Raw genomic sequence first — 24,182 nt, 5'->3', positions numbered from 1 at the left:
CACACCGCAAAGGCCCCTAGGATTCCACCTATCACCTCACCGGTCTCATTCGACAGGAACCCCATGAGCGACACTTCCCCCTACGGCTTCGAGCTTGTGCGGCGTGGGTACGACCGCGCTCAGGTGGACGAACGCATCTCGAAGCTCGTCTCCGACCGTGACAGCGCTCTGGCCCGTATCACTGCTCTGGAAAAGCGCATCGAGGAGCTTCACCTCGAGACGCAGAACGCCCAGGCCCAGGTAAGCGACGCGGAGCCGTCGTACGCCGGTCTCGGCGCGCGTGTCGAGAAGATCCTCCGCCTCGCCGAGGAAGAGGCCAAGGATCTGCGCGAGGAGGCCCGTCGCGCGGCCGAGCAGCACCGTGAGCTCGCCGAGTCGGCGGCCCAGCAGGTGCGCAACGACGCAGAATCGTTCTCTGCGGAGCGCAAGGCCAAGGCTGAGGACGAGGGCGTCCGGATCGTCGAGAAGGCCAAGAGCGACGCGTCGCAGCTGCGTTCCGAGGCGCAGAAGGACGCGCAGTCGAAGCGTGAGGAGGCCGACGCCCTCTTCGAGGAGACCCGTGCCAAGGCCGCGCAGGCCGCCGCCGACTTCGAGACCAACCTGGCCAAGCGCCGGGAGCAGTCGGAGCGCGACCTCGCGTCCCGTCAGCAGAAGGCGGAGAAGCGTCTCGCGGAGATCGAGCACCGCGCGGAGCAGCTGCGTCTGGAGGCCGAGAAGCTGCGCACCGACGCCGAGCGTCGCGCGCGCCAGACCGTCGAGACGGCGCAGCGTCAGGCCGAGGACATCGTGGCCGACGCCAACGCCAAGGCGGACCGGATCCGTTCGGAATCCGAGCGCGAGCTGGCGGCTCTCACCAACCGCCGCGACTCGATCAACGCTCAGCTGACGAACGTCCGCGAGATGCTCGCCACGCTGACCGGCGCCGCGGTGGCCGCGGCCGGCACGCCGTCCACGGACGACGAGCCGATCTCCCGTGGGGTTCCGGCGCAGCAGTCCCGGTAACGTCCGGGGGTACGGCGACCGAACATCGGCGGAGCCCTTTGCCACTCCGGTGGCAGAGGGCTTCGCCGCGTTCTAGCGTGGCCGCATGATCGAGCTCGAGGGCCTGACGAAGCGGTACGGCGAGAAGGTCGCGGTGAACGACCTCACCTGCACCGTCAGACCGGGCATCGTCACGGGCTTCCTCGGTCCCAACGGCGCCGGCAAGTCCACCACCATGCGGATGATGCTGGGCCTCGACCGGCCGTCGGCCGGGGACGTGCGGATCGACGGGCAGCACTACGACCGGCTCAAGGACCCGCTGAAGTACATCGGCGCCCTGCTGGACGCCAAGGCCATGCACGGCGGGCGCAGCGCCTTCAACCATCTGCTGTGTCTGGCCCAGAGCAACGGCATTCCCCGCAGCCGGGTGCACGAGGTGCTGGACACCGTGGGCCTGACGGCGGTGGCGAAGAAGAAGGCCAAGGGGTTCTCGCTGGGCATGGGCCAGCGGCTGGGCATCGCGGGCGCGCTCCTCGGCGACCCGCGGATCCTGATGTTCGACGAGCCGGTCAACGGGCTCGACCCCGAGGGCATCCACTGGATCCGCAACCTGATGAAATCGCTGGCCGCGCAGGGGCGGACAGTGTTCGTCTCCTCGCATCTGATGAGCGAGATGGCGCTGACGGCCGACCACCTCGTGGTGATCGGGCAGGGCCGGCTGCTCGCCGACACCTCCATGGCCGACTTCATCGCGCAGAACTCGCGGTCGTACGTGCGGGTCCGCACCCCGCAGCGCGAGCGGCTGCTCGACGTCCTGCACGGGGCCGGGATCACCGTCGTGGAGACCGGCAACGGTGCGCTGGAGGTGGACGGCGGCAAGCCCGAGCACATCGGGGAGCTGGCCGCACAGCACCAGGTCGTGCTGCATGAGCTGAGTCCGCAACAGGCCTCGCTGGAGGAGGCGTTCATGCAGCTGACCGCGGAGTCGGTGGAGTATCACGCGCACACGGACGCGCCGCCGGAGCAGCGGTGGGGCGACGACCGGACGAGGAGTTGAGAATGGCGGCGACCCAGGTCATCCGGTCCGAGTGGACCAAGATCCGGTCGGTGGCGTCCACGGTGTGGACGCTCTCCCTCGCGGTGGTCGTCACCATCGCTCTCGGCATGCTGATCTCGGCGCTGTCGAACAACGACTTCGACCATATGAGCCGCAACGACCGGCTCTCCTTCGACCCGACGTTCATCAGCTTCGCCGGAATGAGCCTCGGCCAGCTCGCGATGATCGTGTTCGGGGTGCTGGTCGTGTCGAACGAGTACAGCACCGGCATGATCCGCACCTCGCTGGCGGCGGTGCCGCAGCGCGGCGCGTTCCTGTTCAGCAAGATCGCCGTGGCCGGCGGGCTGGCGCTGGCGGTCGGCCTCGCCACCAGTTTCGTCACGTTCTTCCTCGGTCAGGCCATGCTCGGCTCGCACCGGGCCGCTATCGAGGACAGCGGGGTTCTGAGGGCGGTCATCGGCGGTGGCCTGTACATGACCCTCATCGCCGTGTTCTCGATGGGCGTGGCCACGATGCTGCGCTCGCCGATGCTCTCGCTCGGCATCCTGATGCCGTTCTTCTTCCTGATCTCGAACATCCTCGGCAACGTCTCCGCTACGAAGAAGATCGGTCAGTACCTGCCCGACCAGGCCGGCAGCAAGATCATGCGGGTGGTGACGCCGATCGACGACGACACCCCGTACGGGCCGTGGGGCGGGTTCGCCATCATGGCGCTGTGGGTGGTCGCCGCGCTGGCGGGCGGATACGTGCTGCTGAAGAAGCGCGACGCCTGACGTCCTCGGTCTTTGCTTGCATTTGAGCGGAACCGTCAGCGCCCCGATATCCTCCTAACCCTTACGGGGGCGTGCGCCCTGCTGTCCTGATCCTTTCGATGGGTGCGGAGCATGATCGAAGCAGTCGGCCTGACCAAGCGCTACGGCGACAAGACCGCTGTTCACAACCTTTCCTTCCAGGTACGGCCCGGGGCCGTGACGGGCTTCCTCGGACCCAACGGCTCGGGCAAGTCGACGACCATGCGGATGATCCTCGGCCTGGACAACCCGAGCGCGGGCACGGTGACGATCGGCGGCTATCCGTACCGCAAGCTGCCGAACGCGGCCCGACAGGTGGGCGCGCTGCTCGACGCCAAGGCGGTCCACGGGGGCCGGCATGCCCGCAACCACCTGCTGTGCCTTGCCCAGCTGTCCGGCATCCCGGCCCGCCGGGTCGACGAGGTCCTCGGCGTCGTCGGCCTCCAGGACGTGGCCAAGAAGCGCTCCAAGGGTTTCTCCCTGGGCATGGGCCAGCGGCTCGGCATCGCCGCCGCGCTGCTCGGCGACCCTCAGGTGCTGCTCTTCGACGAGCCGGTCAACGGCCTCGACCCCGAGGGCATCCTCTGGGTGCGCAACCTCATGAAGTCGCTGGCCGCCGAGGGCCGCACGGTGTTCGTCTCCTCCCACCTGATGAGCGAGATGGCCCTGACCGCGGACCATCTGATCGTCATCGGGCGCGGACAGCTCCTGTCCGACATGAGCGTGACGGACTTCATCTCGGCCAACTCCGCCGACTTCGCCCGGGTGCGCACCCCGCACACCGACCCGCCGCTGCGCGAGAAGCTGGCCTCGGCGCTGACCGAGGCGGGCGGCCATGTGCTGCCCGAGCCGGACGGCGCGCTGCGGGTGACCGGTCTGCCGCTGCCCCGCATCAGCGACATCGCCCATGACTCCGACGTCCGTCTGTGGGAGCTGTCGCCGCACCAGGCCTCGCTGGAGGAGGCGTACATGCGGATGACCCAGGGCGCCGTCGACTACCGCTCGACCGTCGACCAGAAGGCCGGGCTCCAGCAGCCGCTGCCGCCCGGCGTTCAGCCGCCGATGCCGGTGCCCGGCCAGGGCCAGCCGGGCTGGTACGCCCCGCCGCCCCCGCAGCAGGGCTACGCGCCCCCGCAGCCCGGCGCCCAGACGCCTCCGGCGGCCTCCCACGGGGCGTACGGCGCTCCCGGGGCGGCTCCCGGCCCCGGCGGGGCCAACCCGTACGCGGCACCCGCGCAGGCCCCCGCCCCGGCGCAGGCCTCCGCCGCTCCCGCCACCCCTGCCCCCGCCCCCGACGCCGCCCCGACCAAGTCCGAGGACCCCCGATGAGCACCCCGCAGCACCAGTCGCCGCAGGCCGCGCCCGCCTGGCAGGCGCCCGGTCCCTCGTACGCCCCGGCCGGCCCCGGCTACACCTCGCCGATCCCGGTCGTGCGCACCCACCTCGGGCACGCCGTCGCCTCGGAGTGGACCAAGATCCGGTCGGTGCGCTCCACGATGTGGACGCTGGGCGTGTTCGTGCTGCTCGTCGTCGGCATCGGCCTGCTGGCCGGCGCGGTGGTCGCCGCGAACGCCTCCGCGAGCGACCTGGGGGACCAGACCGCCCTGTCGTTCGGGTTCTTCGGGCTCCTGCTGGGCAGCATGTGCGTCATCACGCTGGGCGTGCTGACCACGGCCTCGGAGTACGGCACCGGCATGATCCGCACGACCATGGTGGCCTGTCCGTCGCGCGGCCGGGTCCTCGCGGCGAAGGCGGTCGTGTTCTTCGCCGTCGCCTTCGTGGTGACGCTCGTGTCGTCCGGCCTCGTCGCCGTGATGCACGTGGGCATGCTGGGCGACGCCCGCCGGCCGACCGGCGAGGAGTGGCTGAAGGCCACCGTCGGCGTGTCCCTCTACGTCGCGCTGCTCGGGCTGCTCTCGCTGGCCGTCGGTTCGATCATCCGGCACTCGGCCGGCGCGATCACCATCATGATCGGCGTCCTGCTGGCCCCGCTGGTCGTCGCGATCTTCATGTTCTCGTCCTCGCTGGAGAGCCTGCGCCAGGCCCTGTTCGAGTACTCGATCCCGAACCAGATGAGCGTCTTCTACGCGACCTCGCTCAGCGACAGCGGCCCGAGCGGCTGGGACCCCCTGTGGATCGCGCTGGGCGTGACCGCCGTCGTCCTCGGCGCCGCCTTCGCCCTGCTGGAGAAGCGGGACGTCTGAACCGCCGCGAGGCCGCCTGATCTCCGCGGACCGGGGCTAGAACCTCGGCGCGTTACGGGACCGCTGCACCCCCGGGGTGCGGCGGTCCCGTGCGTTCCAGCACGCCTTGTGCCAGTGCCGGCGGTCGTCGACGCCCGCGTGCTCGGGCCAGGCGACGACGTGCGGGACGCCGTCGGGGATCAGCTGGTCGCAGCCGGGGCACCGGTACGCCTTGCTCTGCGCGCTCGAACCGGCCACGTGCCGCACGCTCCACCGCTCGCCCTGCCAGGCCTCGGCCGACTGCCAGCCGCCGTAACGGCTCGCGGTGTCGTCCTCGGCGCTCCGGCCGGACGAGTTCTCACCCTTGGGTCGGTTGCGACGCGGGGACACGGGACACCTCACGGGGCTCTGCGGGAAGCGGGCTCGGCGTCCAGCGTACGCGGCCCGGACCGGGGCACCCGTAGGGCAGCCGTCCCCGCAAGTCACCCTGCCGGACGCCGCATTCTGCAGACAATCCGCAAATCTCTCCGCCAGGCCGTGTCCTCGGCACGTGTCGGACGGTTATGCCCGGTGGGGGAGCTCCGTGTCGGAGCCAAGGAAGCAGGAATGTCCATGCGTGTCGGAAGTTTCGTGTTGGGAGCCCAGTTCCCCGGCCAGGGCCAGGGTGAGGCGCTGCACCGCGCCGTCCGCTCCGCCGAGGTGGCCGAGGAGGCGGGCCTGGACTCGGTCTGGCTGGCCGAGCACCACTTCGTGCCGTACGGCACGTGCCCGTCGGCGGTCACGCTGGCGGCGCTGCTGCTGGGCCGCACCCGGCGCATCCGGGTCGGCACGGCGGTCAGCGTACTGCCCACCGTCCATCCCGTGGCGCTCGGCGAACAGGCCGCGCTGCTGCACCTGACGAGCGGCGGCCGTTTCTCGCTGGGCGTGGGCCGCGGCGGGCCGTGGGTCGACCTGGAGGTGTTCGGCTCGGGTCTGCAGGCGTACGAGCGGGGGTTCCCGGAATCACTCGATCTGCTGGTGCGCTGGCTGCGCGAGCCCTCGGTGGGAGCGGACGGCGAGCGCTTCCACTTCCGCGAAGTCCCGGTGGTGCCCAGGCCGTCGGAGGCTCTGACCGACACGGCGGGGCCGGAGGTCGTCGTGGCGTGCACCTCGCCGGCGAGCGTACGGCTGGCCGCCGAGCGCGGGCTGCCGATGCTGCTCGGGATGCACGTCGGGGACGAGGAGAAGGCCGAGATGGTCGCCCAGTGGCGGCGCTGCGCGCGAGCCGCCGGGCGCTCCGGGGACGAGATCCGCGCCGCGGCGCACGTCTCGGCGGGCGTCTGCCAGATCGCGGACCGGCGCACGGACGCGGTGGAGACCTTGGTGAAGGCGATGCCGGGCTGGCTGAAGCAGGGCCTGGACGCCCATGTGACGGTGGACGGCCGAGCCCGCAGCATGCGGGACCCGGTGGCGTACACCGAACTGCTCTGCGGGCTGCACCCGGTGGGCACCCCCCGCTTGTGCGTCGACCGCCTCACGGCGACCAGCGAGCGGACCGGCATCTCACGCTTCGCCCTGCTCGTCGAGGGCTCCGGCGACCTCGCGGCCACGGAGGAGAACGTGCGGCGGCTGGGCTCGGAGGTGCTCCCCCACCTCCGGTGAACAGCCCAGCCGACCACGAGGCCTGCCGCTCCCGTGTCTGTGGAACCTCCCGCGTCAGGAGCGGCAAGCGACAGCCTCACAGGTTCAGCAGTCCCGGAATTCCGGGGACTGGTTCAGCAACTGGCTACGGACCGAGGTGAAGCGGCTGAGCTTCTCGTCGACAGCCGAGTCCAACGGGAACACCGCCACCCGGTGGCAGTTCTGGAAGGCCAGCCGCACACCGAAGTGCCGCTGCAGCGCACCGCGTATGGCGTCACTCGCGAGTGCGCGCAGCAACTGCCCGCGCGCCTGCTCGTCCGGCGGGGGCGTCTGGTTGTCGGCGAAGTCTCCGCCGTCCACCTTCAGCTGGGCCACCAGGGAGCTGACCATCTCCCATGCGTAGGGCAGGGAGGTCCGGACGCAGTCGACGAATTCTGCTTCGTCGACCTCGCCTCGCTCGGCCTGTTCGAGTAGGGCCGGTGAGACGTCGAGCGACATGGGTACTCCTCTCGCACCCCCGGAACAACAGGGGTTGCCGGACAGGGAAAGGGAGTCCGCATGCCGAAACACCGCACACGCTGAGTACACGCATCGCGACCTCCCGTTCACTACGGTAGGCAACGGACGGTGACCGCACCAGGAGAATGGGCACATAGGGAACCCCGGTTGGGCACACTATCGGCCACGGTCGGTCGCCCGTCGAACGATCTTTTTCCAGGGCGAATCGCTTGGGGGCGGGGGCGTCGGATAGCGTTGCGCCCCATGCGTCTCGTCATCGCCCGGTGCTCCGTCGACTACGCCGGCCGGCTCACCGCCCATCTCCCCTCCGCCCCCCGTCTCATCCTGGTGAAGGCGGACGGCAGCGTCTCGATCCATGCGGACGACCGGGCCTACAAGCCCCTGAACTGGATGTCGCCGCCCTGCACCCTCAAGGAGGGGGCGGGCGACGAGGAGGGCGTGTGGACCGTCGTCAACAAGGGCGGCGAGAAGCTCATCATCACGATGGAGGAGATCCTCCACGACTCGTCGCACGAACTGGGCGTCGATCCCGGCCTGATCAAGGACGGCGTGGAAGCGCACCTCCAGGAGCTGCTCGCCGACCGCATCGAGACCCTCGGCGAGGGCTACACCCTCATCCGCCGCGAGTACATGACCGCCATCGGCCCGGTCGACATCCTGTGCCGGGACGCGGAAGGGCGGACCGTCGCGGTCGAGATCAAGCGGCGCGGCGAGATCGACGGGGTCGAGCAACTCACCCGCTACCTGGAGCTGTTGAACCGCGACCCGCATCTCGCGCCGGTGCGCGGCGTCTTCGCCGCCCAGGAGATCAAGCCCCAGGCCCGCGTGCTGGCCACGGACCGCGGCATCGGATGCACCGTCCTCGACTACAACGCCCTGCGCGGCATCGAGGACGACAAGCTGCGCCTGTTCTGACCCCGCCCGCGCGCGGACGACGAAAACGGGCCGGACTCCCTTTCCGGGGAGTCCGGCCCGTTTTCGTGTGTCCGTGCGCTCAGATCACCTGATCCGGCGAGACCGGCGCGCCGGTGCCCCCGGCGGAGGTGAGGGAACTGCCCGGCGAGGACGACATCGAGCTGCTCGCCGAGTGGGAGCTGCTGCCGGTCGGCGTGCCGCTCGCCGAGGGCGACGTGGTCGGCGAGGAAGAGCCGCTCGGCGACGACGACGGGGACGACGAGGCCGACGGCGAGGACGAGGGCTTCGAGCTCGGGCTGGGCGACGAGGAGGGCTTGGGCGTGCCGGACGGCGTGCCCCCGTGTCCGGGGCCGGGCGACCCGCTGGCGTCCGGGGACGGTTCGGCCGACCCGGTGGGCGAGGGGTCGTCCGAGGTGCCCATCGTGCCGTCCGGGCCGGGGTCGGTCGGCCTGCTGGTCGCCTCGCCGGTGCCGGAGGACGCTCCGCCGTCGCCGGGGGCGCCGGAGTTCGGGTCGTCGCCGTTCTGGCCGGCGTCGGCGGTCGGGTTGACGCCCACCCGGTCGGAGGGGTTGTGGGCGTCGTTGTCGGAGGTGGCGCCGAGCGTGACCACCGTGCCCAGCACGGCGACGAGCAGCGCGCCCGCCCCTGCCGCGACGAGGTTGCGCCGGGCCAGGCCCCGCAGACCGGCGCGGTGGTGCCGGGCCGGCGGGTGCGGCGGCTCGCGGCGGGCGACGACGGTCTCGGCCTCCGGCGGGAAGGACGGGAGCGCCGCCTGGACGGCGCGCGACGGGGACGCCGGCTCCTCCTGCCGGGCGTGGGGCGTCTCCTCGTCGGCCGTCGCCGTCAGCAGGCCGGGTATGTCGCCGCAGGCGTCGGCGACCAGGGCGAGGGCACGGCGGCCGGCCACGGTTCCCCGCTTGTCGGCGATGACCCCGCGCAGGGCGAGGGAGGCCTCCAGCTCGGAGCGGGCGCGGTCGAGGTCGCCGGTGCACAGGGCGAGGACGCCCAGTTCGTGGTGGAAGTAGGCGCGGTCGGCGGACTCGCCGGCCATGCGGGCGGCTTCGGCGCCCTCGTGCAGGGCGCTCTCCCAGGCGCGCCAGTGCAGGCCCGCGGCGAACGCGGGCGCGGCGGTGCGGGCGAGCTGGACCGCGGTGGCCTCCTCGCCCTCGTCGGGGCGGGTGGTGCCGGGGACGACGGCGGCGAGGGCGGCGAGCACGGCGTCGGCCTCGGCGCACACCCGCTCCGGCGTGACCGAGGGATGTCCTGCCCACCAGGCGTAGTGCTGGGCGGCGGTCCGGACGCGGGCCTCGACGTCGTCGGCGTATCCGGCGGCCTCCAGCTGGGTCTGGACTCCGGCGGCGAGACGGTAGCGGGTGCCGACCGGGGTGACGAGTCCGCAGGCGGCCAGTTCCCCGAGGGCCGAGTCGGCGTGGGTGTCGCCGACCAGGGCGGGCAGATGGGCCTGGTGCGGGACCTCGCCGCCGAGGGCGACGGCGAAGCGCAGTGCGGCGCGGGCGGAGGCGCTGAGGCGGGCGGCGAGCAGCGGCGCGGGCGCGGCGGCCTCGCCGAGCGAGGGCAGGGGTATCTCCTCCGCCTCGCCGGCTCCGGCGACGGCGTCCGCCGCGCCGGGGCGCGGCCGGGCGTCCTCGAAGACGCCGAAGGCGTCCACGGCGTCGGCGTCGGCCCGCAGCCGGTCGCGCTGCGAGAGCAGGGCCCCGGCCTGGACGAACCGCAACGGCAGGCCCTCGGACTCGAACCAGAGGTCGCCGGCCCAGTTGGCCTCCTCCTCGGTGAGGACCCGGCCCACCGCCTGCTCGATGACCTCGACGCCGCCCGCGCGGTCGAGCCCGGTGAGGACGACCTCCTCGACTGCGGACTCCGCGGAGGGCGCCGGGGCGTCCGGGGCGGCGCCGAGCAGGAAGGCGCATTCGGGCGTCGCGTCGAGCAGTTCGTCGAGGTCGGCGCCGCCGAGGTCGAGGTCGTCGACGACGACGACCGCGCCGACCTCCCGGACGAGGGCGCGCAGTTCGTCGTCCTCGGGACGGTGCCGGGGGGCGTCGTGGACGGCGTGGAAGAGGTCGTGCAGCAGGTCGGACGCGGTGCGGCCGAAGCCGGAGAGGCGGACGACGCCGTCGGGGGCGAGGTCCTCGCAGTCCTCGGCGACGAGGTCGAGGAGGCTGGTGCGGCCGGAGCCGGGGGCCCCGGTGACGCGGACGGAGCGGCCGCGGGCGAGCAGGCGGACCAGTTGTTCGCGTTCGTCCTGGCGGCCCTGGAGCGGCCACGGGGGGCGGGCCGGTCCGGCGGGGGCGGGCGGCCGGGCGGCGCGCTCGGTCTCGGCGCGCTGCTCGGGCGTGCGGTTGACGGGCCGCTCGGTCTCCTGCGCCCCGGGCGGCCGCCGTTCTATCTCGCTGCCGTCCACCGGGTTGACGGTGAGCAGATGTTCGCCGACGACGAGCCGCACCGTGCGGGCCTGGGCCGGCTGGTGCTGGCCGAAGTCGGGCGTGAGGGGATCCCTGGAAGGGCGCGGACGCGGCGCTTTCCCGTCGCCGTCATGGCCGTACTCCTCAGGTCCCCGCGGGTTCGGGTCCATAGGTTCGAGCCCCCAAAAGCGTCGTGTGGCGGTAGCCCCTCCCGGCCTTGCTGCACACTGCGCTGTCGCTTCTGGTCCGGTGCCCGCTCGAGGCTGAAAGCAGCGGGCAGACGAACCGTAAACCTTCGCACAGCATCTACGACAGCCCGGGGTGCCACGCCGCCCGAAGCGTCACCGTCTCGTGAGGATTGCGCCCGTCACGCGTTTCCCGCGCAGGCCACGGCCCTCTCCGGTCACACCCGGGGCAGCGATTCCACGCCGATGCCGCCCTCGATCGCGAGGATGCGGTGCAGCCGGGTGGCCACCAGCAGGCGTTGCATCTGCGGCGGTACGCCACGCAGCACCAGCCGTCGGCCGCAGCGGCCCGCCCGTCGATGGACGCCCATGATGACGCCGAGTCCGGTGGCGTCCCAGGAATCCAGTTCGGACAGGTCGAGCACGAGGTCGCCGTCTCCGTCGTCGACGGCCGTGTGCAGGGCCGTACGGGCGTCCGCCGCGCTGCGGACGTCGAGGCGGCCCCCGACGACCAGCTCGACGTGGTCGCCCCTGATGTGCATAGCGCTCCCCTAAGCGTGCGTCTCGTGCTCCGCGGTGTGATGTCCGGTCGTGCGTTGCATCCTCTGACTGCGTGAAGCGGCCGGAGGTTGCCGTCTGTGAGCGAACCGATACCGAATTCACCCGCAGGGGTGAGGCCCGTGGGGCCTGTGCGGTGTGCGCCTGTAGAAGCCCTGCCCGCTCACGCGTCCGATGTCACCGGCGTTCAACCATCCGGCGCAGCCGTTCCGGTCGCCTGTCCGGTTGCCCGTCCCTGCACCTGTCCGTGTGCCTCTCGGCCGGAGATTAGCGGTCGCGAGGCGCTGTGTGACCGGTTAGTAACGCGTTTCACGTCTCAGGGCGTGAGACGCCGGTCACGTCGTCAATTCCTGTCCGATTCCCACCGATTGGCCCTGAACTGACCCCAGGGTCGTGGCAGTGACGAAGGGAACGGAACGCATGGGCGTGGACGGTCTAGATTGGCGGCATGGTCAATCTGACGCGCATCTACACCAGGACCGGCGACCAGGGCACCACCGCCCTCGGCGACATGAGCCGGGTCGCCAAGACCGACCTGCGGATCGCCGCGTACGCGGACGCCAACGAGGCGAACGCGGTGATCGGCACGGCGCTCGCGCTGGGCGGGCTCGACGAGGAGCTCGTCGCGGTCCTCACCCGCGTCCAGAACGACCTGTTCGACGTGGGCGCGGACCTGTCGACGCCGGTGACGGAGAACCCCGGGTTCCCGCCGCTGCGGGTCGAGCAGTTCTACGTCGACCGGCTGGAGGCGGACTGCGACCGCTTCAACGAGCGGCTGGAGAAGCTGCGGTCGTTCATCCTTCCCGGCGGCTCCCCGGGCGCGGCCCTGCTGCACCAGGCCTGCACGGTCGTCCGGCGGGCCGAACGCTCCACCTGGGCGGCGCTGGAGGTGCACGGCGAGGTCATGAACCCGCTGACCGCGACCTACCTCAACCGGCTCTCGGACCTCCTCTTCATCCTTGCCCGCACGGCCAACAAGGCCACGGGCGACGTGCTGTGGGTGCCGGGCGGCGAACGCTGACGGGGTGCGACCCGGGCACGGCTGGACGATCGAAGGGCCGGCCCAGGTTGGCCGGTTCCCGCTCCGGTTCACCCTTCGCTCGCCTCCTCGGGAAGAGGGTGTACCTCGCGGCGACGACGAGGGTGACGCCGACGGCGCACAGCATCCGCCGCTGCCGGCTTTCCGCTGAAGAGCACGGAGGCCGCAGACTGCCGGCCGCGGTCCGTACGGTGGCGGCCGGGGAGGGGCCGATCGCCCCGGCCGTGACCCGGCGTCCGATCGCCGAGCCCGCCCCGTCCCGGAGGGCGGTCCGAGGTTTATCGCCCCGCACTGGTCCAGACCTATTGACCTGTGGTCCAGACCTTTCTATTCTCGCGGCACCGTGGGTGTGAAGGCTCAGTCACGCCCCCCCAACTCCCCCCGAGGAGGCGCAGGATGCGCTTCAGACACAGAGCCGCGGCAGGGTTCGCGACCCTGTTGCTCCCGCTGGCAGGACTGGTGGGCCTCACGGGCCCCGCCCAAGCCGCGGCAGACTCATCGGCGGCCANCCCGCTCCGGTTCACCCTTCGCTCGCCTCCTCGGGAAGAGGGTGTACCTCGCGGCGACGACGAGGGTGACGCCGACGGCGCACAGCATCCGCCGCTGCCGGCTTTCCGCTGAAGAGCACGGAGGCCGCAGACTGCCGGCCGCGGTCCGTACGGTGGCGGCCGGGGAGGGGCCGATCGCCCCGGCCGTGACCCGGCGTCCGATCGCCGAGCCCGCCCCGTCCCGGAGGGCGCGCGGGCCGGCCGCGCGGCCGGCCCGCGCGCCCTCCGGGACGGGGCGGAGGCGACGGCAAAGACCCGCGTGAGCCGGCCCACGGGGAAACCGGAGCTGCGCAGCCGGGTCCAAGCGGCGCTGCCGGCACAGGAGTTGGGAATGCGGACCGGGCCCGAGTGATACCGGGAGGTCATCCGCAGATCATCCGGAGATCTCCCCGAACCCGTTCGGAGGCCATCCGGAGGGCGGTCCGAGGTTTATCGCCCCGCACTGGTCCAGACCTATTGACCTGTGGTCCAGACCTTTCTATTCTCGCGGCACCGTGGGTGTGAAGGCTCAGTCACGCCCCCCCAACTCCCCCCGAGGAGGCGCAGGATGCGCTTCAGACACAGAGCCGCGGCAGGGTTCGCGACCCTGTTGCTCCCGCTGGCAGGACTGGTGGGCCTCACGGGCCCCGCCCAAGCCGCGGCAGACTCATCGGCGGCCACCGCCACCTACGCCAAGGCGTCCGACTGGGGCACCGGCTTCGAGGGCAGGTGGACGGTGAAGAACACCGGCACCACCGCCATCAGTTCATGGACGGTCGAGTGGGACTTCCCCTCCGGCACCTCCGTCACCTCCGCCTGGGACGCCGACGTCACCTCCTCCGGCGCCCACTGGACCGCCAAGAACAAGTCCTACAACGGCGCCATCGCCCCCGGTGCCTCCGTCTCCTTCGGATTCAACGGCGCGGGCACCGGCTCCCCGTCCAACTGCAAGCTCAACGGCGGCGGTTGTGACGGCACGACGGTCCCGGGCGACGCCGCCCCGTCCGCTCCGGGCACCCCGACCGCGTCCGCCGTCACCGACACCTCGGTGAAGCTGGCCTGGTCGGCCGCCACCGACGACAAGGGCGTCAAGAACTACGACGTCCTGCGCGACGGTTCCAAGGTCGCCACGGTGACCACGACCTCGTACACCGACACCGGTCTGACCGCCGGCACCGACTACTCCTACAGCGTCCGGGCCCGCGACACCGCCGACCAGACCGGTCCGGCCGGCGGCGCGGTCTCGGTGCACACCACCGGCGGCGGCACCAATCCCCCTCCGACCACCGGCGACAAGGTCAAGCTCGGCTACTTCACCGAGTGGGGCATCTACGGCCGCAACTACAACGTCAAGAACCTGGTGACGTCCGGCTCCGCCGCCAAGATCACGCACATCAACTACGCCTTCGGCAACGTCACGAACGGCCAGTGCGCGATCGGCGACTCCTACGCGGACTACGACAAGGCCTTCACCGCCGACCAGTCCGTCAGCGGCGTCGCCGACACCTGGGACCAGCCGCTGCGCGGCAACTTCAACCAGCTGCGTCAGCTGAAGGCCAAGTACCCCCACATCAAGGTGCTGTGGTCCTTCGGCGGCTGGACCTGGTCCGGCGGCTTCGCCCAGGCCGCGGCCAACCCGGCCGCGTTCGCGCAGTCCTGCTACAACCTGGTCGAGGACCCGCGCTGGGCCGACGTCTTCGACGGCATCGACATCGACTGGGAGTACCCCAACGCCTGCGGCCTGTCCTGCGACACCAGCGGGGCCGCGGCCTACAAGAACCTGATGCAGGCCCTGCGCGCCAAGTTCGGCACGGGCAACCTGGTCACCGCGGCCACCACCGCCGACGGCTCCTCCGGCGGCAAGATCGACGCCGCCGACTACGCGGGCGCCGCGCAGTACGTCAACTGGTACAACGTGATGACGTACGACTTCTTCGGCGCCTGGGCGGCCCAGGGCCCGACCGCCCCGCACTCGCCGCTCACCTCGTACAGCGGCATCCCGACGGCCGGGTTCACGACGGCGGACGCGATGGCCAAGTTCAAGGCGAAGGGCGTGCCCGCGAGCAAGCTGCTCATCGGCATCGGCTTCTACGGACGGGGCTGGACCGGCGTCACCCAGGACGCCCCGGGCGGTACCGCCACGGGCCCTGCGGCGGGCACCTACGAGCAGGGCATCGAGGACTACAAGGTCCTCAAGACGTCCTGCCCGGCCACCGGAACCGTCGCCGGCACGGCGTACGCCAAGTGCGGCAGCAACTGGTGGTCCTACGACACCCCGGCCACCATCGCCGGAAAGATGACCTGGGCCAAGAACCAGGGCCTGGGCGGCGCGTTCTTCTGGGAGTTCAGCGGTGACACCGCGAGCGGCGAACTCGTGAGCGCCATCAGCAACAACCTGTAGAACCGGCCCCACCGGCGGCGTTCGCTCCCCTTCGGACCCGGATCCGTCCGGGGAGGGCGGACGCCGCTACGCCACGTTCACCCGCTGACCGGGCGGGGCCGCCTCCAGCCAGGCGAGGAACCCGGTCAACGCGTCCTCGCTCATGGCGAGTTCGAGACGGGTCTCCCGGTGCACACAGACGAGGACGACCGCGTCGGACAGCAGCGCCAGCTCCTCCTCGCCCTCGGGCAGCCGGCGGCCGGCGACCTCGATCGAGCCGCGCTCCAGGACACGGCGCGGGCGGTAGGCGTAGGAGAAGACCCGGTACCACTCGATGCGGTCGCCGTTGTAGCGGGCGACGCCGTAACTCCAGCCTTTTCCGCTCGTGTCCGGTTCCTCGGGGACGTCCCAGCGCAGCGAACAGTCGAAGGTGCCGCCGGAGCGCTGGATGAGTCTGCGGCGCAGACCGAAGACGAACAACCCCAGCACCACCAGGGCCACGACGATTCCGCACACAGTCAGAGCGAGGACCATCGACACCGACCTCCTCGTCTCCTAGGTACCGAAATAGGTAACGGAACGGAAAAAACATCCATATCTGCCTCAGCCGCGGTCGGCGCCGGATTGCTCCGGAACCGACCGCGGCTGAGTGACGTCATGCGGCTGTGCCCTGGGTCAGCGCGAGGCCGCCGCACGCAGTCGTACGTCGGCACGACGCTCGGCGGCGGCGTCGCCCTCCGCCTTCGCGCGCTCCAGCTCCCGCTCCACGCGCTGGACGTCGATCTCGTCCGACAGCTCGGCGATCTCGGCCAGCAGCGACAGCTTGTTGTCCGCGAACGAGATGAAACCGCCGTGCACCGCGGCGACGACCGTTCCACCATCACTCGTACGGATGGTCACCGGGCCCGACTCCAGCACACCGAGCAGCGGCTGGTGACCGGGCATGACGCCGATGTCGCCGGACGTGGTGCGCGCGACGACCAGGGTGGCCTCGCCGGACCAGACCTCTCGGTCGGCCGCGACCAGCGCGACGTGCAGCTCAGCAGCCAAGGTGGCTCCTCGGGTCACCACCCGGCTGATTCTGCCGGGTGTTGGTTACAAGTCTAAGGGGCGTGAGTGAGGGGGCGGGACGCGCCCGCCCCCTCAGACGTGAGCCGCGAGGCTCACTGCGAACTCAGGGAGTTCAGGAGACGCCCAGCTCCTTGGCGTTGGCCTTCAGGTCCTCGATGCCACCGCACAGGAAGAACGCCTGCTCCGGGAAGTGGTCGTACTCGCCGTCGATGATCGCGTTGAACGCGGTGATCGACTCGTCCAGCGGGACGTCCGACCCGTCGACGCCGGTGAACTGCTTGGCGACGTGGGTGTTCTGGGACAGGAAGCGCTCGACACGACGGGCGCGGTGGACGGTGAGCTTGTCCTCTTCGCCCAGCTCGTCGATACCGAGGATCGCGATGATGTCCTGAAGGTCCTTGTACTTCTGCAGGACCGTCTTGACGCGCATCGCGGTGTTGTAGTGGTCCGCCGCGATGTAGCGGGGGTCCAGGATCCGGGACGTGGAGTCCAGCGGGTCCACGGCCGGGTAGATGCCCTTCTCGGAGATCGGACGGGAGAGCACCGTCGTCGCGTCGAGGTGGGCGAAGGTGGTGGCCGGGGCCGGGTCGGTCAGGTCGTCCGCGGGGACGTAGATCGCCTGCATCGAGGTGATCGAGTGACCACGGGTCGAGGTGATGCGCTCCTGGAGGAGACCCATCTCGTCGGCCAGGTTCGGCTGGTAACCCACCGCGGAGGGCATGCGGCCGAGCAGGGTCGAGACCTCGGAACCGGCCTGGGTGAAGCGGAAGATGTTGTCGATGAAGAACAGCACGTCCTGCTTCTGCACATCGCGGAAGTACTCCGCCATGGTCAGACCGGCCAGGGCCACGCGCAGACGGGTGCCCGGGGGCTCGTCCATCTGACCGAAGACCAGGGCGGTCTTGTCGATGACGCCCGAGTCGGCCATCTCCTCGATGAGGTCGTTGCCCTCACGGGTGCGCTCGCCGACACCGGCGAACACGGAGACACCGTCGTGGTTGTTGGCGACGCGGTAGATCATCTCCTGGATGAGCACCGTCTTGCCGACGCCGGCACCGCCGAACAGACCGATCTTTCCACCCTTGACGTACGGGGTGAGAAGGTCGATGACCTTGACGCCGGTCTCGAACATCTCGGTCTTCGACTCGAGCTCGTCGAAGTTGGGGGCCTTGCGGTGGATGGACCAGCGCTCGCCCTCGTACTGCTCGTCGACGTTCAGCACCTCACCGAGGGTGTTGAACACCTTGCCCTTGGTGAAGTCGCCGACCGGGACGGTGATGCCCGTGCCGGTGTCGGTGACCGGGGCCTGGCGGACCAGACCGTCGGTGGGCTGCATGGAGATGGTGCGGACCAGGCCGTCACCCAGGTGCTGGGCGACCTCCAGGGTCAGCGTCTTCTTCTCGCCGGCGAGGGCCGGGTCGGCCACCTCGACGTGAAGGGCGTTGTAGATCTCCGGCATGGCGTCGACGGGGAATTCCACGTCGACGACCGGGCCGATGACCCGGGCGACGCGGCCCGTGGCAACGGCCGTCTCAACTGTCGTCGTCATTACCTGTCACTCCCCGCGGTCGCGTCGGCCAGGGCTGCGGAGCCACCGACGATCTCGCTGATTTCCTGGGTGATTTCGGCCTGGCGGGCCGCGTTGGCAAGGCGGGAGAGCGTCTCGATGAGCTCTCCTGCGTTGTCGGTGGCCGACTTCATCGCGCGCCGCGTGGCGGCGTGCTTCGAGGCTGCCGACTGGAGAAGCGCGTTGTAGACGCGGCTCTCCACATAGCGCGGCAGCAGGGCGTCGAGGACGTCCTCCGCCGAGGGCTCGAAGTCGTACAGCGGAAGGATCTCGCCCTTCGGCGCCCCCGCGGCGGGAGCCGCTGATGACTCGGTCTTCGCGACCTCGTCGAGGCTGAGCGGCAACAGACGGTCGCCGAGCGCCGTCTGCGTCATCATCGAGACGAACTCGGTGAAGACGATGTGGAGTTCGTCCACCCCGCCCTCCGCCGTGTCCTTCTCGATGGCCTCGATCAGCGGACCCGCGACCTTCTTCGCGTCCGCGTAGGTGGGCTCGTCGGTGAAGCCCGACCACGACTCCGCGACCTTGCGCTCACGGAAGTTGTAGTGGGCCAGACCGCGGCGGCCGACGATGTACGTGTCGACCTCCTTGCCCTCCGCCTCGAGGCGCGCCGTCAGCTGCTCGGCGGCCTTGATCGCGTTGGAGTTGAAGGCGCCGGCCAGTCCGCGGTCGCTCGTGAGGAGCAGCACCGCGGCACGGGTCGCCGTCTCCGCCTCCGTGGTCAGCGGGTGCTTGGTGTTCGAACCGGTGCCGACCGCCGAGACCGCGCGGGTGAGCTCGGTCGCGTACGGCGCGGAGGCCGCCACCTTGCGCTGCGCCTTGACGACGCGCGAGGCGGCGATCATCTCCATCGCCTTGGTGATCTTCTTGGTCGCGGTGACGGATCGGATGCGACGCTTGTAGACCCGGAGCTGGGCTCCCATGAGTCAGGTCCCTTCCTTACGTCACTTGGCCGCGGCCGGGGCGTCCTCGCCGAGAAGCTTGCCGTCCGAGGTCTCGAACTGCTTCTTGAACTCGGCGATCGCGTCGGCAACAGCGGTGAGGGTGTCGTCCGACATCTTCGCGCCCTCCTTGATGGAGGTCATGAGGCCCTGCTCCTTGCGGTGCAGGTAGTCCAGCAGCTCCTTCTCGAAGCGGCGGACGTCGGAGACCGGAACGTCGTCCATCTTGCCGGTGGTGCCGGCCCAGACGGAGACGACCTGGTCCTCGGTGGGCATCGGCTGGTACTGCGGCTGCTTGAGCAGCTCGACCAGGCGCTGACCGCGCTCCAGCTGCGACTTCGACGCGGCGTCCAGGTCGGAACCGAAGGCGGCGAACGCCTCCAGCTCACGGTACTGGGCGAGGTCGAGGCGGAGCCGGCCCGAGACCTGGCGCATGGCCTTGTGCTGGGCGGAGCCACCGACGCGGGAGACCGAGATACCGACGTTCAGGGCCGGGCGCTGACCGGCGTTGAACAGGTCGGACTCCAGGAAGCACTGGCCGTCGGTGATGGAGATGACGTTGGTCGGGATGAACGCCGAGACGTCGTTGGCCTTGGTCTCGACGATCGGCAGACCGGTCATCGAGCCGGCGCCCAGCTCGTCGGAGAGCTTCGCGCAGCGCTCCAGCAGACGGGAGTGCAGGTAGAAGACGTCACCCGGGTAGGCCTCACGGCCCGGCGGGCGGCGCAGCAGCAGCGACACGGCGCGGTAGGCGTCGGCCTGCTTCGAGAGGTCGTCGAAGATGATGAGGACGTGCTTGCCCTCGTACATCCACTGCTGACCGATGGCCGAACCGGTGTACGGCGCCAGGTACTTGAAGCCGGCCGGGTCGGACGCCGGGGCGGCGACGATGGTCGTGTACTCCAGCGCGCCGGCCTCTTCGAGGGCGCCACGCACGGAGGCGATGGTCGAGCCCTTCTGACCGATGGCGACGTAGACGCAGCGGACCTGCTTCTTCGGGTCGCCGGTGCGCCAGTTGTCGCGCTGGTTGATGATCGTGTCGACGGCCAGGGCGGTCTTGCCGGTCTGGCGGTCGCCGATGATCAGCTGCCGCTGACCACGGCCGATCGGGGTCATCGCGTCGACGGCCTTGTAGCCGGTCTCCATCGGCTCGTGCACCGACTTACGGGCCATGACACCGGGAGCCTGAAGCTCCAGGGCACGGCGGCCGGACGTCTCGATCTCGCCGAGGCCGTCGATCGGGTTGCCGAGCGGGTCGACGACCCGGCCCAGGTAGCCCTCGCCGACGGCGACGGACAGGACCTCTCCGGTGCGGGTGACCGGCTGGCCTTCCTCGACGCCGTTGAACTCGCCGAGGATGACGGTACCGATCTCGCGCTCTTCGAGGTTGAGCGCGAGACCGAGGGTGCCGTCCTCGAACCTCAGCAGTTCGTTGGCCATGGCCGAGGGGAGGCCCTCGACCTTCGCGATGCCGTCGCCGGCAAGGGTGACCGTACCGACCTCCTCGCGCGAGGCCGCGTCCGGCTTGTACGACTGGACAAAGTTCTCCAGCGCATCCCGGATCTCCTCCGGCCGGATCGTGAGCTCCGCCATCTGGGTTCCCTGCTCTCCTTGTTGGGCCCGAAGTTTCACTTTGGGGGGATGGGGACTCCCCCCTGGAAGAGGTGAATCCTCTGCACGGCCCAACCAGGGCCGCCATCAGTTCGTACTGCGGTCTTGAGTTGCTGCTAGCTCGCCATGCGGCGGGCGGCGTCCTCGATGCGGTCCGCGAGGGAGCCGTTGATCACCTCGTCGCCGACCTGCACCCGGATCCCGCCGAGGACCGAGGGGTCCACGTCGAGGTTGAGGTGCATCCTGCGGCCGTAGAGCTTCGCGAGGGCCGCGCCGAGACGCTGCTTCTGCGGGTCGCTCAGCGGAACCGCCGAGGTGACGACGGCGACCATGCGGTCGCGGCGCTCCGCGGCCAGCTTGGACAGGGACTCGAGGCCCGCTTCCAGGCTACGTCCACGCGGCACGGTCACGAGGCGCGTCACCAGTCGCACGGTGGCCGCGTCGGCCCGGCCCCCGAGCAGGCTGCGCAGCAGCTCGCTCTTGGCCGGGACGGTGGCCTTCCGGTCGGTCAGTGCGGCGCGCAGCTCGGTGTTGGAGGAGACGATCCGCCCGAAGCGGAACAGCTCGTCCTCGACGTCGTCGAGCGTGCCGGCCTTCTGCGCGGCGGTGAGGTCGGCGATGTTCGCCAGCTCCTCCAGCACGTCCACCAGGTCGCGGGACTGCGACCAGCGGGAACGCACCGTGCCGGCCACCAGGTCGGCGGTGGGACCGCTGACCTGGCTGCCGAGCAGGCGCTTGACCAGCTCGGCCTTGCGGTCGGCGGCCTGCGCCGGGTCGGTGAGGACCCGGCGCAGCGAGATCTCGCCGTGGAGCAGCGCCGTGACGGACGCCAGCTCCTCTGCGAGCAGCGCCGCGTCCACGGACGTGGAGTCCGTCAGCGCGTCAAGACGCTCACGGGCTGCTGCGAATGCCTCGCGGCTCGCTCCGTGTGCGGTCATCGAGACGCCTCGGCCTTCTCCTCGAGCTCGTCGAGGAAGCGGTCGATGACGCGGCTCTGCCGGGCGTGGTCCTCGAGGGACTCGCCGACGAGCTTGCCGGCCAGTTCGGTGGCGAGCTTGCCGACGTCCTGACGCAGCGCGGACGCGGCGGCCTTGCGGTCTGCCTCGATCTGGCTGTGCCCGGCGGCGACGATCTCCTCGCGCTGGCGCTGGCCTTCCGCGCGCATCTCGGTGATGAGCGTGGCGCCCTGCTCCTGCGCCTCCTGGCGCATGCGCGCGGCCTCGTGGCGGGCCTCGGCGAGCTGTGCCTTGTACTGCTCCAGAACGCTCTGCGCCTCGGTCCGAGCAATCTCGGCCTGTTCGATCCCGCCCTCGATGGCGTCGCGGCGCTCTTCCAGAACCTTGTTGATGTTCGGAAGGAGCTTCTTGCCCAGGACGAAGAACACGATCGCGAACGCGATCAGACCGATGACGAGCTCGGGGATCTCCGGGATCAGAGGATTCTGGGCCTCCTCCTCAGCCGCGAGTTGCAGCAAGGGCGAGATCACATCAGTTCCTTCCGTGGAATTCTCTCGTCGGCCGAAACCGTCAGGCAGACGGGTAGACGAAGCCCATGACCAGGCCGATCAGGGCGAGCGCCTCACAGAGGACGAAGCCCAGGATCTGGTTCTGGCGGATCAGGCCGGCAGCCTCGGGCTGACGGGCCAGAGCCTGGGTGCCGTTACCGAAGATGATGCCAACGCCGACGCCGGGGCCGATGGCCGCGAGACCGTAGCCGATGGCAGCGAGGTTGCCCTTGATTTCGACCGCGGCGAGGGTGTCGAGAGCGGACATGCCGTAACTTCCTTCTCTTTACACAGGCCGGTGGGGGTTGGCCACCGGAAGTTCAGGGGGTGGTGCGGGTGCTCAGTGGTGCTCGGCGAGCGCGCCCTGGATGTAGCTGCAGGACAGGAGGATGAAGACGTAGGCCTGGAGGGCCTGGATGAACAGCTCGAAGACCGTCATCACCAGGACCATCAGGAACGAGACCGCCGAGTAGGCGATGCCGATGCCGTTGAGCAGGTACCAGGTTCCGATGGTGAAGATGAGGATCAGAACGTGGCCCGCGAACATGTTCGCGAAGAGCCGGACGGCGTGCGTGAACGGCCGGATGAACACGTTCGACAGGAACTCGAAGAACATGACCATGGGGAACACCGGGCCGAGCGACGGGTCGTAGCCGGTGATGTTCTTCCAACCGCCGATGAAGCCGTGGCGCTTGAACGTCAGGCTCATCCACAGGATGTAGACGATGGCCGCGAGGCCCGCCGGGAAGGCGATGACCGCGGTGGCCGGGAACTGGGCGATCGGGATGATCGACCACAAGTTCATGATCCAGATGAAGAAGAACAGCGCGAACATCAACGGGACGTACTTCTCGCCCTCGCGCTTGCCGATCGTCTCGTAGACGACGCCTCGGCGCACGAAGTCGTAGCCGGCCTCGCCGACCATCTGGAGCTTGCCGGGAATCAGCTTCGGCTTGTTGAAGGCCGCCCAGAAGAACCCGATGACGACGACGGTGCTCACCAGCGAGAGCAGCATCGGCTTGTTGAACTCGATGCCGCCGACGGTGAAGAGCGGCTCGAACATGAACGAGTGCAGGCCGGGGGTCGGGAAACCGCACCCGTCGAAAATATGACAGTCGGTCTCGAAGGCGAGCGTCTTGGCGTTACTCACCGCGAGCTCCTTCAGCGTGGCGCATGGGTACGGCAACCTCGATGTGTCGGCGCGGCCTGCGACCGCGGGACGGCACTGGACTGGACTTGCGGATAAGGGGGCGGCGACTGGGCTCCGAACCGTGAGACGTCACAGGCACGCTTGCCGCCCGCGCCAGCTCTGCCGCAGTTGTGGCGAGACCATAGCAAAAGAGCGGAAGGCCCTTTACACCGGCCCTACAGGTCACGACGAGGTCCGGGCGGAGTCCGGCTCGACGTAGAGGATCTTGGCCTTCATGTGCGAACGCACCTGAGCCGCGATCCACACGAGGGTGGCGGCGAGCAGCGTGAACGCGAAGCATTTCGGATTGAAGGCCGAGGTCCCCTTGAAAGTGATCAGGACGATCATCAGCAACAGGATCTGTGTGGTGTAGAGCAACAGCCCCATCGACTGGAACAGATGAGGGAACTGGCGCGCGGTGCGCAGCAGCACCACCAGTCCGCCCCCCATGAACAGCAGGACGAGCAGCGCCCCGAAGACGGCTCCGAGCGCTCCCTTGCCGCCGGCGACGGCGGCGCTCACCGCGACTCCCGCCACACCCGCGACAGCGGTGGGCAGGGCACAGTGCAGGAGCGTTCGTACGTCGTTGGACTGCATGGCGGCAACTCCGCAATCAAGGGGGGCAGGGTGTCGTCATGGACGAGCGTAGTCCCGGCCCGAGGGGCGAGAGACCTCACGCCGCCTCGCTCCGGCGGACCGTCGTGGTGCGGTCCATCGGCTCTGTCCGGGGGTACTCGTGAACCGTATCACAAACTATTTGATGAGGTCTTTACCTATCAGGTGTGCTCGCTGTCACACATGAGAGTGACAGCGCGCGTCTGTGCGGATTCGCGGGGAGCTTGTCTGGTATTGGGGGCGTTTGACTGCCCGCATTTCCCCCACGACTTGGCAATGCTCTAGTCAGATTCTTACCTTGTCGGGAGTGAGTGAGAGGCAGGGGCAACGGTCTCATCCGACCCTCCGTCATCTGTGAAACGTCCCTCATCAACGGGTGGGACGGCTGCTCCGTGACCGACCGGCGTCCCTGCTCCAACGGCCCTGGAGCGAGAGGCAGTTCACCGCCCGCTCCGGGCCGGCGGACCGTACGGCCGGCCCCCACACGCGCCCGGGCCCGCACGCGCCGC

Annotated in this window: 23 protein-coding genes; 9 read left to right on the top strand and 14 right to left on the bottom strand. The window is 70.0% G+C overall.

All coding sequences use genetic code 11. The features are described 5' to 3' along the window. Positions 1-63: 63 nt before the first annotated feature. From BG482_RS17505 to BG482_RS17485, 5 genes are all read left to right on the top strand, one after another. The gene (locus BG482_RS17505) at positions 64-1,002 is read left to right on the top strand and encodes a cellulose-binding protein (RefSeq protein WP_069769967.1); all 939 of its coding nucleotides are present in this window, start codon (positions 64-66) and stop codon (positions 1,000-1,002) included. Between the two features lie 85 nt (positions 1,003-1,087). Further along, the gene (locus BG482_RS17500; protein ID WP_069769966.1) at positions 1,088-2,038 is read left to right on the top strand and encodes an ABC transporter ATP-binding protein; all 951 of its coding nucleotides are present in this window, start codon (positions 1,088-1,090) and stop codon (positions 2,036-2,038) included. Positions 2,039-2,040: 2 nt separating this feature from the next. Next, complete coding sequence (locus tag BG482_RS17495) at positions 2,041-2,811, top strand: ABC transporter permease (RefSeq protein WP_069769965.1); 771 nt, start codon at positions 2,041-2,043, stop codon at positions 2,809-2,811. Positions 2,812-2,922: 111 nt separating this feature from the next. After that, on the top strand, positions 2,923-4,158 hold the full coding sequence (locus BG482_RS17490) for an ABC transporter ATP-binding protein (protein WP_069769964.1): 1,236 nt from the start codon (positions 2,923-2,925) through the stop codon (positions 4,156-4,158). Further along, positions 4,155-5,033, top strand: a complete 879-nt coding sequence (locus tag BG482_RS17485; protein ID WP_069769963.1) for an ABC transporter permease subunit — start codon at positions 4,155-4,157, stop codon at positions 5,031-5,033. The genes BG482_RS17490 and BG482_RS17485 overlap by 4 nt, the downstream gene beginning before the upstream one ends. A gap of 36 nt (positions 5,034-5,069) precedes the next feature. Here the strand turns inward: BG482_RS17485 and BG482_RS17480 are convergent, their stop codons facing one another. Then, positions 5,070-5,402: an ATP/GTP-binding protein gene (locus BG482_RS17480; protein WP_069769962.1), complete on the bottom strand. Its 333-nt coding sequence runs from the start codon at positions 5,400-5,402 to the stop codon at positions 5,070-5,072. Between the two features lie 222 nt (positions 5,403-5,624). On the opposite strand from BG482_RS17480, the gene BG482_RS17475 reads away from it, so the two are divergent. Beyond that, a complete protein-coding gene (locus BG482_RS17475) occupies positions 5,625-6,653 on the top strand; it encodes an LLM class flavin-dependent oxidoreductase (protein ID WP_069770013.1) in 1,029 nt (342 codons plus the stop codon). Between the two features lie 84 nt (positions 6,654-6,737). On the opposite strand, the gene BG482_RS17470 is transcribed toward BG482_RS17475, so the two are convergent. Next, a complete protein-coding gene (locus tag BG482_RS17470) occupies positions 6,738-7,130 on the bottom strand; it encodes an SCO5389 family protein (RefSeq protein WP_069769961.1) in 393 nt (130 codons plus the stop codon). Positions 7,131-7,394: 264 nt separating this feature from the next. Between BG482_RS17470 and nucS the strand changes: the two genes are divergently transcribed. Next, positions 7,395-8,066, top strand: a complete 672-nt coding sequence (nucS, locus tag BG482_RS17465; protein ID WP_069769960.1) for an endonuclease NucS — start codon at positions 7,395-7,397, stop codon at positions 8,064-8,066. A gap of 79 nt (positions 8,067-8,145) precedes the next feature. Here nucS and BG482_RS17460 read toward each other — a convergent pair whose 3' ends face one another. Further along, positions 8,146-10,656, bottom strand: a complete 2,511-nt coding sequence (locus BG482_RS17460) for an ATP-binding protein (protein ID WP_069769959.1) — start codon at positions 10,654-10,656, stop codon at positions 8,146-8,148. 233 nt (positions 10,657-10,889) lie between these two features. Then, entirely contained in the window at positions 10,890-11,213 is a 324-nt protein-coding gene (locus BG482_RS17455) for an STAS domain-containing protein (RefSeq protein WP_069769958.1), read from the bottom strand. A gap of 464 nt (positions 11,214-11,677) precedes the next feature. On the opposite strand from BG482_RS17455, the gene BG482_RS17450 reads away from it, so the two are divergent. Both BG482_RS17450 and BG482_RS17445 read left to right on the top strand, forming a co-directional pair. Next, positions 11,678-12,250, top strand: a complete 573-nt coding sequence (locus BG482_RS17450; RefSeq protein WP_069769957.1) for a cob(I)yrinic acid a,c-diamide adenosyltransferase — start codon at positions 11,678-11,680, stop codon at positions 12,248-12,250. A gap of 1,113 nt (positions 12,251-13,363) precedes the next feature. Further along, the gene (locus tag BG482_RS17445) at positions 13,364-15,196 is read left to right on the top strand and encodes a glycoside hydrolase family 18 chitinase (protein WP_069769956.1); all 1,833 of its coding nucleotides are present in this window, start codon (positions 13,364-13,366) and stop codon (positions 15,194-15,196) included. A gap of 66 nt (positions 15,197-15,262) precedes the next feature. On the opposite strand, the gene BG482_RS17440 is transcribed toward BG482_RS17445, so the two are convergent. From BG482_RS17440 to BG482_RS17395, 10 genes are all read right to left on the bottom strand, one after another. Further along, entirely contained in the window at positions 15,263-15,709 is a 447-nt protein-coding gene (locus tag BG482_RS17440) for a DUF2550 domain-containing protein (RefSeq protein ID WP_069769955.1), read from the bottom strand. Between the two features lie 141 nt (positions 15,710-15,850). Next, positions 15,851-16,225 (bottom strand): F0F1 ATP synthase subunit epsilon, encoded by a 375-nt coding sequence (locus BG482_RS17435; RefSeq protein ID WP_057584029.1) that lies wholly within the window; start codon positions 16,223-16,225, stop codon positions 15,851-15,853. Positions 16,226-16,358: 133 nt separating this feature from the next. Beyond that, positions 16,359-17,795, bottom strand: a complete 1,437-nt coding sequence (gene atpD, locus BG482_RS17430; protein WP_069769954.1) for a F0F1 ATP synthase subunit beta — start codon at positions 17,793-17,795, stop codon at positions 16,359-16,361. Then, entirely contained in the window at positions 17,795-18,736 is a 942-nt protein-coding gene (locus BG482_RS17425) for a F0F1 ATP synthase subunit gamma (RefSeq protein WP_069769953.1), read from the bottom strand. The genes atpD and BG482_RS17425 overlap by 1 nt, the downstream gene beginning before the upstream one ends. 21 nt (positions 18,737-18,757) lie before the next feature. Then, complete coding sequence (gene atpA / locus BG482_RS17420) at positions 18,758-20,347, bottom strand: F0F1 ATP synthase subunit alpha (RefSeq protein ID WP_069769952.1); 1,590 nt, start codon at positions 20,345-20,347, stop codon at positions 18,758-18,760. A 134-nt stretch (positions 20,348-20,481) separates the two neighbouring features. Continuing rightward, positions 20,482-21,303, bottom strand: coding sequence for a F0F1 ATP synthase subunit delta (locus tag BG482_RS17415; protein WP_069769951.1), 822 nt, complete (start codon positions 21,301-21,303; stop codon positions 20,482-20,484). Then, positions 21,300-21,848: a F0F1 ATP synthase subunit B gene (locus BG482_RS17410; protein WP_107450605.1), complete on the bottom strand. Its 549-nt coding sequence runs from the start codon at positions 21,846-21,848 to the stop codon at positions 21,300-21,302. The genes BG482_RS17415 and BG482_RS17410 overlap by 4 nt, the downstream gene beginning before the upstream one ends. 43 nt (positions 21,849-21,891) lie before the next feature. Beyond that, positions 21,892-22,137: an ATP synthase F0 subunit C gene (gene atpE, locus BG482_RS17405; RefSeq protein WP_067259277.1), complete on the bottom strand. Its 246-nt coding sequence runs from the start codon at positions 22,135-22,137 to the stop codon at positions 21,892-21,894. Between the two features lie 72 nt (positions 22,138-22,209). Then, entirely contained in the window at positions 22,210-23,019 is an 810-nt protein-coding gene (gene atpB, locus BG482_RS17400; protein WP_069769949.1) for a F0F1 ATP synthase subunit A, read from the bottom strand. A 222-nt stretch (positions 23,020-23,241) separates the two neighbouring features. Continuing rightward, positions 23,242-23,655 (bottom strand): hypothetical protein, encoded by a 414-nt coding sequence (locus BG482_RS17395; protein WP_069769948.1) that lies wholly within the window; start codon positions 23,653-23,655, stop codon positions 23,242-23,244. Positions 23,656-24,182: the final 527 nt, after the last annotated feature.

Source organism: Streptomyces sp. LUP30, assembly GCF_001746365.1.
GTDB lineage: Bacteria > Actinomycetota > Actinomycetes > Streptomycetales > Streptomycetaceae > Streptomyces.
The sequence above is the reverse complement of the archived record's forward strand: the minus strand, read 5'-3'. Positions and strand labels throughout refer to the sequence as shown.